Here is a 16,508-nt window from a genome sequence, read left to right on the forward strand (position 1 = left end):
ATCCAAATACCAAAGATGGATTTCAGTTGAGAAGAAGGCAACAAATTCTTAAAGCCATCTCAATTATTGGGAATACCACAGAATGTATGAAATCAAATAAGAATCAAGCGGAGCCAATGAAAAAAGGCCCAATTTGGTCTTCTATGCCTCTTGCTGATCCATGTTCAGATTCACTTTCAGAACTTGCAGAATTTGATTTTCAATTACTTCAAGACAATGTGGCCTTAACGGAAGAGGAAGGTAAATTTGCAAAAGAAATTTTGGATGTGACAAAATTTACGCTAGACGTCAAAAACAAGTCTAAAGATAATAAACCTGAATCCCTTAATTTGAAACCCAATTTTGATTTACATTTAGCAAAAATGCAAGCCATAGCCGATAGATTCACAGCTCCAAAACCCGAAGTAGATTCAAAGCGTTATCAAGTAGATAATGTAAGCTTAAAATTAAATGGAAAAACCACACAACTCAAGCATTTTATTTTAGGATATGAAGGTGATTTTACCATAAATCTTAATGAGTTTTCAGAAGAAAACATCAAAGACAATACTAAAGATAAACTACTTTTTGTAGGTGCCCAGGCCAGCAAAAAAGAGCTTTTGGCAGTCCATGGAACAATAAAGGATGTAAAGACCGTTTACGATTATCTTAGTCCAAAAAAAGGAAAACTTACTGGAAAGCAGTTGTATGATATCTTTGTTGATAAAAATGGAAAACATATTACTCCATTATCCCGCTGCGATGAAGTGGCAAAGTTAATTAATAAGTATGCGGATAAATTTGAAATAACAATGCCACTTCGAATGGCTCATTTTTTAGGGCAGATAGGTACTGAGACAGGTGGATTAAAGCACACAAAAGAAATACCCTGCTACAAAGAAAAAGCAATTAGAGATAATTTCGGTTATAAACATTATTGTGATTTGTTTGAAGGCTTTGATTGTGTAGATTTAGAAGCTTGTGCAACCAAAACCGAGAAAGTAAAATGTTCACAAGGGACACCGACAACAAAGGAAAATATTAAGCAAAAATACATCTGTACTCCTGACTTGTTCGATTATGTGTATTCTTGCTCTGCTCGATTAAAGGGGGGAGATTATGATTTAGGTAATGGCCCACCTTCTTCAAAAGACGGTTCAACTTTTTTAGGTAGAGGATTTATACAACTAACAGGTAAATCCAACTATAAGAGTTTGAGTGATGCTTGGAATAATGATAAGGAAAATGATAATAATAAAAAGTATTTTAATAAAAAAACATCTGATGGAGGTCATATAGACGAACTTGAGACAGACTTAGATGTAGCCATGAAAGCAAGTATGTATTACTGGAAGTTGAAAGGTTGTAACTCTAAAGCAGATGATGATAATACTGCGGGTGTCACCAAAAAAGTAAAAGGGTCAGATGATGAAAAAGAAGTTACTAATCGTGAAAAAATTAAAAATAAAGCAATCGAAGTTTTTAAAAAATAAACAATTATGAAATACACAAAACACTTAATATTTGGTTTTTTATTACTCATTTCAAATTTAAGCATCGCCCAAAATCTTAAATTGTCGGATATCAAAGGGGTATGGAAAAGTGTAAAATACGAATATAATTTCCAAGTTTTTTATGAAGACAGTGTTGCATCAATAGGGCTAAGAGATAATATAGAAATAGTGATTAGCTTTGGAAAAATTGGCTTTATGGATGAAAATGACCCTTATTTGTTGAAAATTGATTCTATTCAAAATAATTTGGATAATGGAGATAATCCACCACTTTATATTAGAGTAAACTTAGAAGATAAAGACATAAAACATCTAAATATAAAAAACGAAAAAAGTAAAAATGGACTTTTCTATTTTGATGGAATATTAAGTAAATTAGGAATTGAAGATTATCCAATCCATGTTGGTACCAGAATGGAAATTCTCAATTCAAACGTTCATATTTATATGAAAGAGCAAGATTTACCAGCATTGTTTATTTATAAACTGCTAACAAAATACCCATTAAATATGCTAGGAAAAATGTTAGATAAAACTTTCATGAAAATTATAAGTATGAAAGCAATGATTTATTCAAACCCAAATAGAGCCACCAAGATGTACCTACTCAAAAACGATTCAGTTGAAGTAACAGAAGAAAAAGACAATTGGCTCAAAATCAAATACTACCCAGAAAAAAATGGTGAATGGACAGGCAAAACCATCGAAGGCTGGATAAAAAAGAGTGATGTAGAATAAAAAAAATTAAATGAAAAATAGATTGACAGCCTTCGGGCTATTTTTTATTTGAAAATCTACACTTACTATTCATTGTCCAACAAAGAGTCAAGTTGGCCATTGCCTATGACATTTTTGACAAACCACCGATGCCGTTTATAATCATGCGGAGGTAATTTCGGAAACATATAATAGTATAGCTGATTTGTGTAAGGGTATTGCAAAAAAGACCCAGAATTTAATAGATAAATTAAATAATGGTCAAAAAATAACGAAAAGAGAGACCAAAGAATTAGAAGAATTAAAAAAGCAGGCAGCCGATATAATGAATAAATCTGCTGATTATTTTTTGAAATCGCTTGTATCACAAGTATCACAACCAAATTTAGACTTTTACCACCACAACAGAAACCGAAGCTATAACCGCAACCACAATTATTCTCATTCTGATAGAAGAGGCTCAAGATCAGGCTACGATAACAATAGCAGCGGAGGAAATCACAGAAGGTAGGATTATTAAATTGAAAACGAATTAACAATAAAAAAGCAGAGCCTTGGCTCTGCTTTTTCGATTTATATTTGTTGTACTACTATAAAGATTACTTTATATCTGCATTGATCACAAACTCCGCCTTCCACTCGTTTTTGTGTGTGTTAACGAATTTCTGATAAGACGCACTCTGCTTGAATTTAGCAATGTCTTCTTCAGTTTTGAAGGTTAGATAGTGCATTACGTCAAAATCAGGTTTTTTGTCGCCATGGCCCACTGTGTATCCAGCGGTATAGTTCACTATTTGTTTGTTGCTTTTTTTCAATTCCAAAAAATCTCCTATGTGTTTTTCAACTTGATCTTTGGGAGTATTTTCATTGAATTTATAACAAACCACCATTTGTTTTTTCACTTTAGCAGGGCCAAAAGCCACGCTCCATATAAACATTGTTCCGAGGAAAGTTCCGAATAGTGCAGCTGGCACCAGGTATTTTATTAGTCTCTTGTTCATTGTATTCCGAATTATATTCTGTTAACGATACAAAGATAACAAATATTCTACCAAAATGTTGCATTATTTTTATACAAAAAATAACGATAATAAGAGTAATGGTATTTATGCAGAATAATATTTTGTTTAAATAGTTTTTGCCAAAATCTACTTTGTGTGATTATATGAATCAATTTTTAGGTATTTTCTAAATGAGCCTTTCAGTTTAAAGGGATTTATCCTAAAAAAAGCATTTTTTTCAAATTGGAGGTTTGGCTTCTTGGCTTAGTGGTTTAAAAAATGATATTTTTGAATGTTTTATGTTTAAATGTGGTGGTTGAACGTCGCCAAAGATAATTTTGATAAAAAATTCTAATTTTTTTTCGTTCTGGCCTAAAAATGAGTCATTTAAAAACTTGGCACAAAAAAAAGCAGATGTTGACACCTGCTTTTTTTTAGTTTATGTCTTCTCAATTTAAGAATCCATTCATAACTTGTTTCAATTGAGACAATTGTAACACGCCCGATTGTCTCCATTTCTGTTGTCCATCTTTAAAAACCATCATGGTAGGCACACCAGATATATTGTACTTCCTTTGTAAAGCGGGGTTTTTATCAATGTCAATCTTTATGATTCTTATTTTGTCGCCCATTTCACCCGCCAATTGTTTTAAAATAGGAGCCAAGGCCTTACATGGTCCGCACCATTCTGCAGAAAAATCTATCAATACAGGTTTTTCTGATTTTATCAATTCATCAAAACTTCCAGTCATTTTTATATTTATTTAATTGTATCTTTTTTGTCAGGATCATAACTTACCATAATCATCAACCACAATGAACGGGACATTCTGTAAATCCACCTTACAAGTGTAAAAGTGATGAGCAGATAAATAATTATATAAAATCTCCAATCGTATTTATCTTCAAAAAACATGTAGTAACCCACAGTGGCCGTTACAAAAAGTGCGATGTTGAGCATGTAAGAGATGTACATGGCACCATAAAAGAATCCTACCTCTTTTTCATATTTCAGCCCGCAGTTGCTGCAGTTTTTATGCATGCTAAAGATGCCTTTTAACGAAAACAAATTTGTTCTGTCGTACAATTCACCTTCGCCACACCTAGGACATTTCATTTTTACTGCCGAACCTATTTTACCCATCTATTTGTTTATTTTAATACAAATTTACCTAATTCAAAGGAGAATTTAGTATTATTAGCTAATTAATATATGAACATATATTCATATTGAAAAATTCATTTCAATAAAAAAAACTTTTTGCGTTTGGTTTGTTACTATATTTATAAAAATACTCGAACATGCAGGATAAATTAGAGAGAATTATTGAGGCTAGAATGAAGTTGAAGGCCAGATTTGAAGAAAAAATCAAACTTTCTCCTTCCATTTCTGACGATAAACCATTGGGAAAAGGCCCCATAAATCGACATGGAATGCCGCAAACGCCAGTTGGGCAAACTTTAACAGAAAAGTGGCCGGTTTTAGACTTGGGTTATCATCCCACAGTGGAGCAAAAAAACTGGCGACTTAAGATTGACGGTGCAGTGGAGAATCCAGTTACTTTGACGTGGGAAGATTTTATGGCCTTGCCTCAAACAGATGATGTAAGCGATTTTCATTGTGTCACTACTTGGTCAAAATTGGATATGCCATGGCAAGGGGTTAGTTTTTTGGATTTGGCAGCTTTGGTAACGCCCAAACCTTCAGCTACACACGTAATGTGTTATGGATATGATACTTACACGACCAATTTGTCTATTGAAGAAGCCTTAAAGCCAGATGTTTTATTGGTACATACAGTTTATGATGAACCTTTGGCAAAGGAACATGGTGGTCCTGTTAGAATGATTACGCCACAGCTTTATGCATGGAAAGGCTCAAAATGGATAAAAAGAATAGAGTTTCTGGATAAAAACCAAAAGGGCTTTTGGGAAGAGCGGGGGTACTCAAACACGGCCTATCCTTGGAGAAATGACCGCTACTCTTGATGATAACGAACAAGATTATCAATTGGTTTTTCTATAATTGTAGTGATTTGTAAATTGAATTCTGAGCATATTTTTTCTAGAAATTTTGAATAATAGAAGGCTACTGATCCAACAAATCCAATTTTTGTGGTTTTGATATTTGGGTACTTCAAGAGATATTTTTCCAGGAAATCTCTGAATGAATTTTCTATTATATCTTGGCAGTAAGGTTCGTGGTCATTTTCATAAAGGAAATAGGAAAAAGAAGCAAAGTATTTGTTGGGTTTATCTTGTTTATAGGCTTTATTGAGTACTTCTATTCTGTCCATTGCTCCATATTTTTCCTCAAATAAATCTCTTATATTTTTGGGCATTTCTTTGTGCAAATAATCCAACATAAGTTTTTTGCCTAAATGTCCCCCAGAACCTTCATCGCCTAACCAAAATCCTAAGGGAGGTACCTGGAATTCGATACTTTGTCCATTCCAAAAACATGAATTTGAACCAGTGCCGAGGATACAGGCTATGCCTTGTGCGTTTCCGAAAAGGGCTTTTGCGGCAGCTATGACATCAGAATAGGTGAAAATTTGGGTATTATATCCGAGTGCTTTTAATATTCCCTCTTTTATGACAGCGGATTTTGAGTCGTCCGTTATTCCGGTTCCATAAAAGTGTATTTCGTCAATTCTAACATCCCTTAATGAACCAAATCTAGGCGATATTTCGTTACAAATTTGGTCAGCGTCTACAAAATAAGGATTGAGTCCGATTGTTTCGAAGCTTGTATTGTTTCTATCAAGAAGTCTCCAGTCTGTTTTTGTTGAGCCGCTCTCTGCTATTAATATCATCTGCTTTGTTATATTTTTTTCTTTGTACCTTTGTGGTTCTTTTAGCGAAATAGAAATCGAATAATGTCTGAATATCAATTATATACCTTGCCAAATGGCATAAGGATTGCCCACAAACAAGTTACACATACCAAGATTGTTCACTGTGGAATAATGTTAGATATTGGTAGTCGAGACGAGCAACCTCACCAAGCTGGTTTGGCCCACTTTTGGGAACACATGGCTTTCAAAGGTACAAAAAAACGCAAAGCTTATCACATAATCAATAGTTTGGAGGCAGTAGGTGGGGAGCTGAATGCTTACACCACCAAAGAGAAGATTTGTTTCTACGCTTCTATATTGGATAATTATTTTGAAAAAGCCATTGATTTACTGACGGACATAACGTTCAACAGTGTTTTTCCTGAGAAACAACTGGAGGTAGAACGAGGGGTTATATTGGAGGAAATGTCGATGTATTTAGACTCTCCAGAGGATGCCATTCAAGATGAATTTGATACAGTTGTTTTCCCAAATCACCAATTGGGTGTAAATATTTTGGGAACAGTTGAAAGCGTCAAAGCTTTTACACGAGAGGATTTTCAGAAATTTATCGATGAAAATCTGGATACAGAAAAAATTGTAGTGTCTGTAGTGGGTAATTTAGATTTTAAAAAGGTTGTTAGCGTTGCTCAGAAATTTTTGAATGATATTCCTTTCAAAAAAACAACTAGACAAAGGATTTCTCCACTTGAATATACTGCAAAGGAAGAAGTGGTTGAAAAAAGCAATAATCAAGCTCATGTGGCCATTGGAAGGCCATCTTTTGCTCTTAATCATCCAAGCCGTTTGCCATTTTTTGCCTTGGTGAATCTTTTAGGAGGGCCGGGCATGAACAGTAGATTTAACCTTAGTTTAAGAGAGAAACATGGCTTGGTTTATCAAATAGAAGCCAGTTATACTTCGTATTTGGATACTGGAATGTTTGCTATATTTTTTGGAACAGATCCACAAAACTTAAACAAATCGCTAAAGTTGGTAGACAAAGAACTATATAACCTCAAGAATAAGTCGCTGGGCCAAATCCAACTAAAGACGCTCAAAGAACAATTGAAGGGACAGCTGGCGATGTCTGAGGAGAGTAAACAAGGTTATATGTTGATGATGGCCAAAAGTTTGTTGGATTTGGATAGGGTAGAGACCATTGTCAAAATATTCGATGACATTGATAATATCACAAATCCAGTTTTGATGGAATTGGCCAATGAAATGTTTGACAGCAGTTTACTTTCCAGAATGATTTATAAATAAAAAGGCAGCCAAATTGGCCGCCTAGTGGTTTTACTTTTGGGTTCTTTAGATTTTATTCTTAAAAGGTGTACATCTATAGAACAAATGAGCTAACGAACTTTAGTGTTGCTGTCTCAAATTAATATCTCAATTTACCAAAGACACTGCATTGGAAGCATTTATTTAAAATTGTTTGGAAAAAGTGGCCTAAGGAAAGGCAGACAATATCTTCAACGTTTTTGACGGATTATTTATAATTGGTTTCTTTCTGTGCTTATGACGCTTTGATTTGCAATGGTCACAGATTTTAATTTTTTTTTATTTTGAAAAAATATTAAAGTGGAAAAAGATGATTACTCTTGAAGCTTTTCAGGCCAAAAATTCATTAATATGAGATAACTAAATTAGCTTTTTTTTTTAAAATCTATGTGGGTTTTAAGGATTGTAATTTCTTGAAAACGAAGATGAATTTTACATTGAAAAGCTTATCTAAAATATCCTTTAAAGTTAGAGCCTTTTGAATATTAGATTGTACTAGCCTTTTGGAGATAACAAATGGATTACTTCGTTATAGATTGAATCCAACTAGAAGCCGAGGCAGTTCTACAGTAGATGCTGATATCACCATATGAGCTATCTTTAAGTCCTGCTCTTACTTCATCTACACCTCCATGGAGTAGCCCACAAACTTTCCAAACACCGTTTATTTTTATAAAAATTGGTCCGCCACTATCACCTTGGACAGTTCCACCTTCCATTTCTAATGCTTCTGGTGCACTGTTTCCTGAGCCCAAAACTCGTTCTTGTTCGTTGGCGATATTATCTCCTAATGTATTGTAATTGCCATCGGGAGCATCAAAATCGAAAGCCAGTAAACCTCCGTTATAAGTTGTTCCTGCTATTGTAGTTGTTAGTCCGTTTACAATCCTATCTAACACGTTTACCATGGCGTGTTTTTTAGAGTAATCGTCTTTGTTTTGACCCGCTTGTTGCGAATAATCTCCAAAACCACATGTCCAAATGTAGGCTTTGTCTTTTTCGCCATTTAGGTCGAAATTGACCTCTGCTGGAGTTATGTCTGAAATTGGTGTGGCCAGTTTTAACAATGCCAAATCTGTACCCTTTTCAAAACCACCGTCGGAGCTGGTCCAATGCGGATGCACAATGATTTGCGAAACTTTTAAGGATTTTGAGGGTCTGTTAGGGTCATTTCCAATAAGTATAGAAACATCTGATAGTCTGGGTAGGTTTTTGGTTTCTTCAGGCAATAAAAAATTATGTGCAGCCGTAAGAACCCACTGCGAACTTATGATTACACCAGAACCTACAATTACGTCTTTGCCGTCTTCTATTTGAATACACACCACTGATCGAAAGTCTGGAAATTCATCAGTATTAAAGGGAGCAACATTGGTAGCAATCGCTTCATAATCAGTCAGCTTTTTGTCGTTCCTAATGCCGAAAGTTTGTGGTGAGCTGCTGACTTTTCCTAAAGCAGTTGGAGCATAGACTAAAGAACCACTCGTATTGGGCTGGACTGGGTTTATAGGATTAGTTCCTGTCGAATTGTCTAAATCTGCATCAACAGGATCAATATCTTCTACACTACAAGAAAAAAAGAAAAGCGATAAAAATAAGACCTTTAATCCAGTATAAGTTTTTTGAAACAGCATAGGAGAAATTATTCTTTAGTTATTTTTTTAAATAAACAGTTTTTGATGTTTGTTAAGTATACACTTCATTTATTTTTGGTTTGAAAAATACAATTATGTGTATATGTTTTATTTCACAAAATTATTCATTTCTATCCTTTATAAATCAATTTGTATAGTTTTCGGGCTCTATTTTGAGGGAAAATGTAATATTTTACAAGTTTGATCAAGTAGGTTTTTCAAAATTAGTTAAGCTGCACCAATGAAGGAACAAATTCTTCTTTTGGCTTTGTAAAATTAATTTTTATGGGTTTTTAGTCGAATTTATGCTGATAGTAGATTGTAGGAATCTATATTTCATCACCCAAACTCTTAATTCTAAATCGTTTATTGTCAGCTTGTACGTGATTATCTTTGAAGATTGCTTCTGCCTTTTTTACAATTTCAGGAAAAGAATCGGAAATGTCATTTTCCTCCCTGATATCTTTTGTTAAATTGAAAAGTTGAGTTTTAACAATTCCTTTGTGCAAATTTGTTCGTACAGCCTTCCAGTTACCCATTCTTACAGCTTGCTGGCCACCAGTTTCGGGAAACTCCCAATAAAGGTAATCATGCTTCTTTTGTGTTTTCAGTGTTAAAGTAGGGAGATAACTAATGCCGTCATTTTCGGGTGTTTCAATATTTAGTAAATCGCCAACGGTGCTCATAAAGTCATAGAACGAACTGATATGGTTACTTTCAGATCCTTTTTTGATAGTTTTTGGCCAAGATACTATCATAGGTACTCTTATGCCACCTTCATATACAAATCCTTTACCTCTGCCATATTGTCCTTGAAATGGTCCACCTGAATTAAAAAACTCAGGCTTAGCTCCACCGGCATAAGAAGGCCCATTGTCGCTGGAAAAAATGATGAGCGTGTTTTCGTACAAGCCTTTTTGTTTTAAAGCTTTTACTATGTCTCCAACTTGTTCGTCAAGATAAGATATCATTGCCGCATAAGTGGCCATCGGTGTATGATTGGGGTAGTAAATATTACTTTTTCCGCCAAGATATGGTTCTTCTCGACCAATTTTCTGTTGATAATATTTTACCCATTTTGACGGGGCTTGTAAGGGTACATGAGGTAAAGGTGAAGCATAGAACATAAAAAAAGGATTATCTTTTTTTTGGTTTTCGAGATATGTTAATGCTTTTTTGTGCATGACTTCTGGAGCGTAGTCGGTGAGCTCAAAGGATGTATAACTCTTTGGATCATAGGGGTCAAGTGACTTATCTAAACTTTGATGAAGATCCAAGAATTTGTTTTTTAAAGCATATATCTCCTCATTTTGCCATAGATGGGTAGGGTAGAGTGTGTGAGCCTGCCTTTGACAATTATAACCAAAGAAATAATCGAAGCCTTGTTTGTTAGGGGTACTTTCGCTGAACGGTGCACCTAGTCCCCATTTACCGAAGAGAGAGGTTTTGTAACCAGCATTTTTAAGAATTTTAGCCACCGTTATAATACTATCCGGCATAGGTCTTTGTCCCTCTAGGCTAGGATTTTCTTCCATTGCTTTTAGTGACCACACATCTCCACGCTCATTCCATTCGTCGTTTCCTCTGATGTTGGCGTGTCCTAAATGTTGGCCTGTTAGCAACACACACCTTGATGGAGCACAGACAGGAGCACCTGCATAATGTTGGGTGAACTTCATACCATCCTTAGCTAGGGCATCAATATTAGGAGTTTCAATGATTTTTTGCCCATAAACACCAAGTTCTCCATAACCTAGGTCGTCAGCTAAGATAAGAATTATATTGGGTCTTTGATTTTTCTTTTCTGAAAAACCAAACATGCAAATCAATAAAATTGAAACTGCTAAAACTTTCATATTTGGGCGGTTGAATTCCCAAAATTAGAAGATTTTTTTCGAATTGAAAGATTAATCTATCTCAACCACCACACCTTCACTCATCGGGTGCGAAACGCAGGTAAGTATGTAACCTTGGGCAATTTCTTTTTCGGTAAGGCCTTCTTCTTCGTCCATTTTTACTTTTCCATCGGTGCATTTACCAAGACATGCTGTACACATACCCGCTTGGCAAGAATAAGGCAAGTCGATGTCCTGTTCAAGTGCCGCTTCGAGAATCGTTTGGTGTGGTTCTACTACAAACTCATGCGTATCTCCATCATATATAACCTTTACCGTTTGTCTCTTAAGTTCATCTGTGTTCACTGTGTCTTCCTCTTGCATAGGAGCATTGAAACGCTCATAATGTACTTGGCTTTTGGCTACGTCATAAAGCTCAAATATTCTTTTTAAGTCATCCATCATTTCTTCTGGACCACACATAAAGAAATTGTCTTTTTTGAAATCAACACAAGCGTCTTTTAGCCAAATGGTGGTATTTGCCTGATTGATACGTCCTTTTGCACCTACCCAGGTGCTACCTGGTTGGCTAAGAATATATTGAACAGAAAAGCGGTCTTTATATTGACTTTCTAGTATATCTAACTCTTTTTTAAAAATTATGCTTTCTTCTGAGCGGTTGCCATAAAGTAAATGTACTTTGGTGTTCGGCTCTGTTTTCAAAACGGTTTTAGCTATTGAAATGAGTGGAGTAATTCCGCTTCCGGCACCAAAAAGGAAAATATTTCTGTTTGCATTTTCAGAAGGTTCAAAGGAAAAGCTGCCCATGGGCTCGATTACTTCTAAGAAATCTCCGGTGTGTACATTGTCGTTGAGGTAATTCGACACTATGCCATTAGGTACTCTTTTCACAGTGACAGCAACGGCAGTATCAGTTGCAGGTGAACTTGACATGGAGTAGCTGCGTTTTACTTTCTTTCCGTCGGATGTGGGTATAGAAATGGTTATAAATTGACCTGCTTTATATTTTATTTGCTCGCTTATGGGGTGCCAAAAAGAGAGCGTTACCGTATCTGCTGTTTCTTGTATGACTTCTTTTACTTGTAAAAAGTAGGTTTTCATTCGTTCGTGTTTTATGAAAGACAATCTGGTTTATTAACTGCTTTTTACAGAAGTTTGTTCAATAGGTGCTCCATTCTTTGGCTTTTATCAAATCCAAAGAATAACTCTTTTGAGGTATAATCCTCGTCTTCTTCGTCCATTTCATGCCATTTCCAATCTTCGCAAGTAGCATCTAATAGGTCCAGAAGGGTCAAAATTTTGGTTTCGTTTCTTTCTTTTTCAAGAAATTTCTCTGAATTATTGAAATAGATAGCCAATTTTTCATCCTCTATCCAAGTCAGGTCATTAAGTAGTTCGTCTAAAGAGTCTAGGTTGAAACCAAAATAGTCAGGAAAATGCATGGCTTTGGCGAGAACTTCATAAAATTCTCTCAGTGAAGTTACTTCACTAGCGTCAATTTCAATGATTGAAAACTCACTTGAAATCTGGTTTTTATCAATTATATCTAAGTTTTTCATTTTATTTTTTTGAAAGATTCATAATGGTCATTTGTGAAATAGGCACTTTTGTCATCTCCTGTTACCAGTCTTTCCTTTCCTCTGTTTTTGCCATCTACTTTGGGATTTACATCCCATTCTCTATAATTTATTTTCTTGTTATCTTTATCTGACTTCGGCAATAGACCCTCTAAGTTTTTGAATTTCCTTCCTCCTACATAGCCATCAGGAGCTTCACCTGTTTCTTCAATTTGACTCAAAACTTTCCATACTTTATTCGGGACTCCGGTGTTATCATCCGTATAGTCATTTTCAGAAGCCTTTTTTTCTTCGGCTGGTACTTCTCTACTTTTTTGAAAATTATCCTGAGGGGTATTTTTTGTTATCGTACTTTGGGTTTCATTTTTGTCAAATGTTTCATTATGAGAATTTTGCCCCCAAAAGTATCCTAAACCCAAACCTCCTAAAAACAACAGGATGTAAATAAGCAGTTTGTTCATTCGATTTTTTATTTTTTTTGCAAAAATATAGTCGCCATTAGTATTTATCATTAAAAACCAGAAACATTTTGAAGTACTTTTGTAAAAAAAACTCTAAATGGTCGTATTGATTACCGGTGCTACTGGGTTGGTGGGCTCTGCAGTGGCAAAAGAGTTTTTGTCGCTTGGATTTACTGTGAAGGCTCTCATTAGAAGTGAGTCTTCAAAAAGTGCGGTCAGGGCAGTTTCAGATCAAATAGAAATTGTTGAAGGAGATATTCTTGACATAATTTCTTTGGATGAAGCCTTGCAAGGCGTGGATTATGTGGTTCATGCTGCAGCAATTGTGTCTTTTTCTCCTAAGGAAAGGGCTAATATGTATAAAATAAATATTGAGGGAACCGCCAATGTGGTCAATGCATGTTTGGCTTCAAATATTAAAAAACTCTGTTTTATAAGTTCGGTGGCAGCTTTTGGAAGACCCGCCCAAACATTGATCAGTTCGGGAGAAAAAATCACGATTGACGAAAAGCAAAAGTGGGAGAGTTCAGACACAAACTCGCATTACGCCATTACAAAATATATGGCCGAGTGTGAGGTTTGGCGTGGTCAAGCCGAAGGTCTTTCTACGGTAATAGTAAATCCTTCCATTGTTTTAGGTGAAGGGGATTGGTCAAAAAGTAGCACGCAGCTTTTTAGATATGTTTTTAATGAAAAACCATTCTACACAAAAGGCTTTATCAATTATGTGGACGTACAGGATTTGTCAATCATAATCAAAACATTGCTGCTTTCTGAAATTGAGAACGAACGTTTTTGTGTTTCTTCGGGTTTGATAAGCTACAAAGAGTTTTTTGAAAAAATAGCCAATAGTTTCGGAAAGAAAAGTCCGAGTTTTGAGGTAAAACCGTGGATGATGGATTATCTGTGGAGATTTGAAGCTTTAAAATCTTGGATTACTGGCAATGCTCCGTTGATTACCAAAGAAACAGCCAAAACCTCAAGGTTGCAGGTTTTTTATAACAGCAACAAGCTTAAAAAAGCCTTAGAATTTGAGTTTAGGCCATTGGCCACCACACTGAAAAGGGTGTGTGACTATTTGGTCTCAAAATCTTAATTTCTTCAGAAAACAAAATTCCGTATTCGTATAATTTGAAAAATCTAATCAGTTTTGTATCTTTAATAGAGAAATGAATCTTATAAACCTAATTACTGCATGAATCAAGACTACAGTGATCATTTTGATGAGTTTAATGAGGCTACCATAGCCGATGCAGCAAAGAGGTTTGAGTCCATGCTTCAGAGAAAAGAAACTCCCTACTTTAGCGAAGAAGTATTTGAGTCACTTTCAGAATATTACATGGTGAGGGGCAAATTTGATTTTGCCATGAAAGCTTGCAATTTTGGTTTGAAGCATTATCCGCATTCTTTGGATTTGATTTTAAACAAAACTCAGATATTAATCAATAAATTTGAACTCGAAGAAGCCACAGATTTGTTGGACAATGCCAGTATTTTTCACCCCTCCGATACCGAAATTGAGTATTTCAGGGGCGTTATATTGATGTGTTCTGGCGACAATGCAGAGGCCCTAGATTTGTTTAGACAGATATTGCCACTCGCCGAGGAAAAAGAAAATGTGTACTTTCAAATGGGAATGGCATTGGTAAGTTTGGGTCATATTCCAGAGGCTATAGAATCATTTCAGAATGCGATAGGATGCAAGTCAAAGAACGAACTGGTCTACAATGAATTGGTGTATTGTTTCGATGTGCAGTCTAATCTGTTGGGAGGTATAGACTTGTTTAATCAGCTCATCGACGAAGATCCATATAACCAACTGGCTTGGTTTGCCCTTGGTCAGTGCTATAATCAGCTGAATCTATACGAAAAAGCCAAAGACGCTTTTGAATATGCTGTGGCAATAGAAGGGGATTTCGCCTCTGGTTGGTACAACCTTGGGCTAAGTCAGATGAATCTCGAAAGTTTTTCTGATGCGAAAGAGTCCTTTATCAATACTTTGCGTTTTGAAGAGCCCTCAGCCGAAGTTTTAACACACTTGGCGGCATCTCACGAAAAACTGGAGGAATATACCGAAGCTTACAAAAACTATAAGAAGGCAGCAGACATGGATGAGTTCTGGGACGATGCCTGGTTTGGTATGGCCTCGGTGCTTTATGAACAAGAGAAATACCTAGAGTCGATACATTTTGTAAAAAAAGCCATAAAGCTCAATGATATCAATAGTGATTTTTGGTTGTTATTGGCTGATAATGAGTCTAAGCTCGGCAATGTGATATCCTCAGAAGAAGCTTATGATAAAGCTGCGGATTTGGATCCAATCAATGCAGATATTTGGCTAAATTGGTCTCTTTTGCACTTTGAGCAAGAAAATTACCACCGTGCTTTTGAGATAGTTTATGAAGGCATTGAAGAGATACCCGACGATGCAGACCTTTATTACAGGGCTTGCACTTACTTGCTCTATAACAGCAGCTTCAACGAAGCCTATAAATATCTGCAAGAGGCCTTAGTCTTAGATTACGACAAACACGTGCAGTTGTACGATTTCTTTAGTAATCTGGACACTTTGAAAGCTTTGCAGAGGATTATTGATCAGTTTAGGAAATGAGGGTTTAATGTGATAATTTGTTAATTACTAATTTGTTAATGTTTTGACATAGATATTAAAAGAGCGATTTGAAATATCAAATCGCTCTTTTTATTTATAAAAACTATCCAAGAAAATCCGTGCGAGCATCCATGAAACCGGTGTTTCTTAAACCATCTGGAATCTCAACTACAACAATCTGGTCCACAACAAGCGGCTTTTTCAGCTGGTTTTTCGGCATAAACGGTAACACTGAAAATGCCCATTTTAGAGTTTTTGAAATCTTCTAACTGTTGAGCATCAAGGTATTGGCTCAGGATATCGTCAGGTATAATTATCGCTTTTTCTTTTTGTAGCGTTATATTCATAAACCCAGTTTCCTGAATCATTCCTAGGTATTCGTCTTTTTGAATCGCCCCAGAGACACATCCAGCGTACATTTCTGCGGCATTTTGTAATGTTTCTGGTAAATCACCCACCAAAACTATGTCGGAAATACTAAAATGCCCACCCGGTTTCAAGACTCTCATGATGTCTTTCAAGACCGCCTTTTTGTTCGGTACTAAATTTAGGACGCAATTGCTCACAATCACATCAGCAACATTGGCCGTAACTGGCATGTTTTCTATATCGCCTTGTCTGAACTCCACGTTGTTAAAACCTCTGATTTCGGCATTGGTTCTGGCTTTGTCTACCATGGCAGGTGTGAAATCTATCCCAATTACTTTGCCAGATTCGCCAGTTTCTGCTCTTGCTATGAAGCAATCGTTTCCCGCTCCGCTTCCTAAGTCTATTACAACATCGCCTTTCTTTATTTTGGTAAATTGCGTCGGTAGTCCGCATCCCAAGCCCAAATCAGCGTCAGGGTTGTAGCCTTCTAGTTGGGAGTAATCGTCGCTCATGATATTGTAAACCTCTGTAGAGCAACCGCCTGAGCCGCAGCATGACGACATGTTGGTTTCTTTGTCTTGCAAAGCTATCTCACTGTATTTTTGCTTTACAATCTCTTTTAATTGTTCTTCTGTTTGCATTTTTGTTTTAATTTTAGTTTTTTA

The 16,508-nt window shown here is 35.8% G+C and carries 17 protein-coding genes; 7 read left to right on the forward strand and 10 right to left on the reverse strand.

Translation table 11 applies throughout. From position 1 onward, the window contains the following. The first annotated feature begins 86 nt into the window (after window positions 1-86). The 3 genes from EGI24_RS01265 to EGI24_RS01275 all read left to right on the forward strand — a co-directional run bounded on the left by EGI24_RS01265 (window position 87) and on the right by EGI24_RS01275 (window position 2,721). Complete coding sequence (locus EGI24_RS01265; protein ID WP_255046373.1) at window positions 87-1,472, forward strand: hypothetical protein; 1,386 nt, start codon at window positions 87-89, stop codon at window positions 1,470-1,472. 6 nt (window positions 1,473-1,478) lie between these two features. Continuing rightward, the gene (locus tag EGI24_RS01270; RefSeq protein WP_255046374.1) at window positions 1,479-2,231 is read left to right on the forward strand and encodes an SH3 domain-containing protein; all 753 of its coding nucleotides are present in this window, start codon (window positions 1,479-1,481) and stop codon (window positions 2,229-2,231) included. A gap of 304 nt (window positions 2,232-2,535) precedes the next feature. After that, the gene (locus EGI24_RS01275; RefSeq protein WP_255046375.1) at window positions 2,536-2,721 is read left to right on the forward strand and encodes a hypothetical protein; all 186 of its coding nucleotides are present in this window, start codon (window positions 2,536-2,538) and stop codon (window positions 2,719-2,721) included. An 88-nt stretch (window positions 2,722-2,809) separates the two neighbouring features. Here EGI24_RS01275 and EGI24_RS01280 read toward each other — a convergent pair whose 3' ends face one another. The 3 genes from EGI24_RS01280 to EGI24_RS01290 form a co-directional block, all read right to left on the reverse strand. After that, complete coding sequence (locus tag EGI24_RS01280) at window positions 2,810-3,211, reverse strand: Dabb family protein (RefSeq protein WP_255046376.1); 402 nt, start codon at window positions 3,209-3,211, stop codon at window positions 2,810-2,812. A 449-nt stretch (window positions 3,212-3,660) separates the two neighbouring features. Continuing rightward, window positions 3,661-3,963, reverse strand: coding sequence for a thioredoxin (gene trxA / locus EGI24_RS01285; protein WP_255036607.1), 303 nt, complete (start codon window positions 3,961-3,963; stop codon window positions 3,661-3,663). Between the two features lie 8 nt (window positions 3,964-3,971). After that, window positions 3,972-4,355, reverse strand: coding sequence for a DUF983 domain-containing protein (locus EGI24_RS01290; protein ID WP_255046377.1), 384 nt, complete (start codon window positions 4,353-4,355; stop codon window positions 3,972-3,974). A 158-nt stretch (window positions 4,356-4,513) separates the two neighbouring features. On the opposite strand from EGI24_RS01290, the gene EGI24_RS01295 reads away from it, so the two are divergent. After that, a complete protein-coding gene (locus EGI24_RS01295; protein WP_255046378.1) occupies window positions 4,514-5,200 on the forward strand; it encodes a sulfite oxidase-like oxidoreductase in 687 nt (228 codons plus the stop codon). Here EGI24_RS01295 and EGI24_RS01300 read toward each other — a convergent pair. Further along, the gene (locus EGI24_RS01300; protein WP_255046380.1) at window positions 5,191-6,027 is read right to left on the reverse strand and encodes an N-acetylglucosamine kinase; all 837 of its coding nucleotides are present in this window, start codon (window positions 6,025-6,027) and stop codon (window positions 5,191-5,193) included. The two genes, EGI24_RS01295 and EGI24_RS01300, sit on opposite strands and share 10 nt — an antisense overlap. A 63-nt stretch (window positions 6,028-6,090) precedes the next feature. Between EGI24_RS01300 and EGI24_RS01305 the strand changes: the two genes are divergently transcribed. Beyond that, window positions 6,091-7,317 carry a pitrilysin family protein gene (locus tag EGI24_RS01305; RefSeq protein ID WP_255046382.1) on the forward strand — a complete coding sequence of 409 codons (1,227 nt, stop codon included), beginning with the start codon at window positions 6,091-6,093 and terminating at the stop codon, window positions 7,315-7,317. A 539-nt stretch (window positions 7,318-7,856) separates the two neighbouring features. Here EGI24_RS01305 and EGI24_RS01310 read toward each other — a convergent pair. From EGI24_RS01310 to EGI24_RS01330, 5 genes are all read right to left on the reverse strand, one after another. Beyond that, on the reverse strand, window positions 7,857-8,969 hold the full coding sequence (locus tag EGI24_RS01310) for a trypsin-like serine protease (RefSeq protein ID WP_255046383.1): 1,113 nt from the start codon (window positions 8,967-8,969) through the stop codon (window positions 7,857-7,859). Window positions 8,970-9,298: 329 nt separating this feature from the next. Beyond that, complete coding sequence (locus EGI24_RS01315) at window positions 9,299-10,825, reverse strand: arylsulfatase (RefSeq protein ID WP_255046385.1); 1,527 nt, start codon at window positions 10,823-10,825, stop codon at window positions 9,299-9,301. 51 nt (window positions 10,826-10,876) lie between these two features. Next, window positions 10,877-11,926 carry a ferredoxin--NADP reductase gene (locus EGI24_RS01320; RefSeq protein ID WP_255046386.1) on the reverse strand — a complete coding sequence of 350 codons (1,050 nt, stop codon included), beginning with the start codon at window positions 11,924-11,926 and terminating at the stop codon, window positions 10,877-10,879. A 44-nt stretch (window positions 11,927-11,970) separates the two neighbouring features. Then, a complete protein-coding gene (locus EGI24_RS01325) occupies window positions 11,971-12,384 on the reverse strand; it encodes a barstar family protein (protein ID WP_255046387.1) in 414 nt (137 codons plus the stop codon). After that, a complete protein-coding gene (locus tag EGI24_RS01330; RefSeq protein ID WP_255046388.1) occupies window positions 12,381-12,863 on the reverse strand; it encodes a ribonuclease domain-containing protein in 483 nt (160 codons plus the stop codon). Before EGI24_RS01330 ends, EGI24_RS01325 begins: the two co-directional genes overlap by 4 nt. 97 nt (window positions 12,864-12,960) lie before the next feature. Between EGI24_RS01330 and EGI24_RS01335 the strand changes: the two genes are divergently transcribed. Then, on the forward strand, window positions 12,961-13,959 hold the full coding sequence (locus tag EGI24_RS01335; protein ID WP_255046389.1) for an SDR family NAD(P)-dependent oxidoreductase: 999 nt from the start codon (window positions 12,961-12,963) through the stop codon (window positions 13,957-13,959). A gap of 99 nt (window positions 13,960-14,058) precedes the next feature. Beyond that, window positions 14,059-15,474, forward strand: coding sequence for a lipopolysaccharide assembly protein LapB (locus EGI24_RS01340; protein WP_255046390.1), 1,416 nt, complete (start codon window positions 14,059-14,061; stop codon window positions 15,472-15,474). A gap of 164 nt (window positions 15,475-15,638) precedes the next feature. Here the strand turns inward: EGI24_RS01340 and EGI24_RS01345 are convergent, their stop codons facing one another. Further along, complete coding sequence (locus EGI24_RS01345; RefSeq protein WP_255046391.1) at window positions 15,639-16,484, reverse strand: arsenite methyltransferase; 846 nt, start codon at window positions 16,482-16,484, stop codon at window positions 15,639-15,641. Window positions 16,485-16,508 lie beyond the last annotated feature (24 nt).

Source organism: Lacihabitans sp. CS3-21, assembly GCF_024343675.1.
Lineage (GTDB): Bacteria > Bacteroidota > Bacteroidia > Cytophagales > Spirosomataceae > Leadbetterella.

Excerpts from the sequence above, each read along its gene's own strand:
- EGI24_RS01265 (WP_255046373.1), top strand. The coding sequence starts at position 87 with ATGAAATCAAATAAGAATCAAGCGGAGCCAATGAAAAAAGGCCCAATT.
- EGI24_RS01270 (WP_255046374.1), top strand. The coding sequence starts at position 1,479 with ATGAAATACACAAAACACTTAATATTTGGTTTTTTATTACTCATTTCA.
- EGI24_RS01275 (WP_255046375.1), top strand. The coding sequence starts at position 2,536 with ATGAATAAATCTGCTGATTATTTTTTGAAATCGCTTGTATCACAAGTA.
- EGI24_RS01280 (WP_255046376.1), bottom strand. The coding sequence starts at position 3,211 with ATGAACAAGAGACTAATAAAATACCTGGTGCCAGCTGCACTATTCGGA.
- trxA (WP_255036607.1), bottom strand. The coding sequence starts at position 3,963 with ATGACTGGAAGTTTTGATGAATTGATAAAATCAGAAAAACCTGTATTG.
- EGI24_RS01290 (WP_255046377.1), bottom strand. The coding sequence starts at position 4,355 with ATGGGTAAAATAGGTTCGGCAGTAAAAATGAAATGTCCTAGGTGTGGC.
- EGI24_RS01295 (WP_255046378.1), top strand. The coding sequence starts at position 4,514 with ATGCAGGATAAATTAGAGAGAATTATTGAGGCTAGAATGAAGTTGAAG.
- EGI24_RS01300 (WP_255046380.1), bottom strand. The coding sequence starts at position 6,027 with ATGATATTAATAGCAGAGAGCGGCTCAACAAAAACAGACTGGAGACTT.
- EGI24_RS01305 (WP_255046382.1), top strand. The coding sequence starts at position 6,091 with ATGTCTGAATATCAATTATATACCTTGCCAAATGGCATAAGGATTGCC.
- EGI24_RS01310 (WP_255046383.1), bottom strand. The coding sequence starts at position 8,969 with ATGCTGTTTCAAAAAACTTATACTGGATTAAAGGTCTTATTTTTATCG.
- EGI24_RS01315 (WP_255046385.1), bottom strand. The coding sequence starts at position 10,825 with ATGAAAGTTTTAGCAGTTTCAATTTTATTGATTTGCATGTTTGGTTTT.
- EGI24_RS01320 (WP_255046386.1), bottom strand. The coding sequence starts at position 11,926 with ATGAAAACCTACTTTTTACAAGTAAAAGAAGTCATACAAGAAACAGCA.
- EGI24_RS01325 (WP_255046387.1), bottom strand. The coding sequence starts at position 12,384 with ATGAAAAACTTAGATATAATTGATAAAAACCAGATTTCAAGTGAGTTT.
- EGI24_RS01330 (WP_255046388.1), bottom strand. The coding sequence starts at position 12,863 with ATGAACAAACTGCTTATTTACATCCTGTTGTTTTTAGGAGGTTTGGGT.
- EGI24_RS01335 (WP_255046389.1), top strand. The coding sequence starts at position 12,961 with ATGGTCGTATTGATTACCGGTGCTACTGGGTTGGTGGGCTCTGCAGTG.
- EGI24_RS01340 (WP_255046390.1), top strand. The coding sequence starts at position 14,059 with ATGAATCAAGACTACAGTGATCATTTTGATGAGTTTAATGAGGCTACC.
- EGI24_RS01345 (WP_255046391.1), bottom strand. The coding sequence starts at position 16,484 with ATGCAAACAGAAGAACAATTAAAAGAGATTGTAAAGCAAAAATACAGT.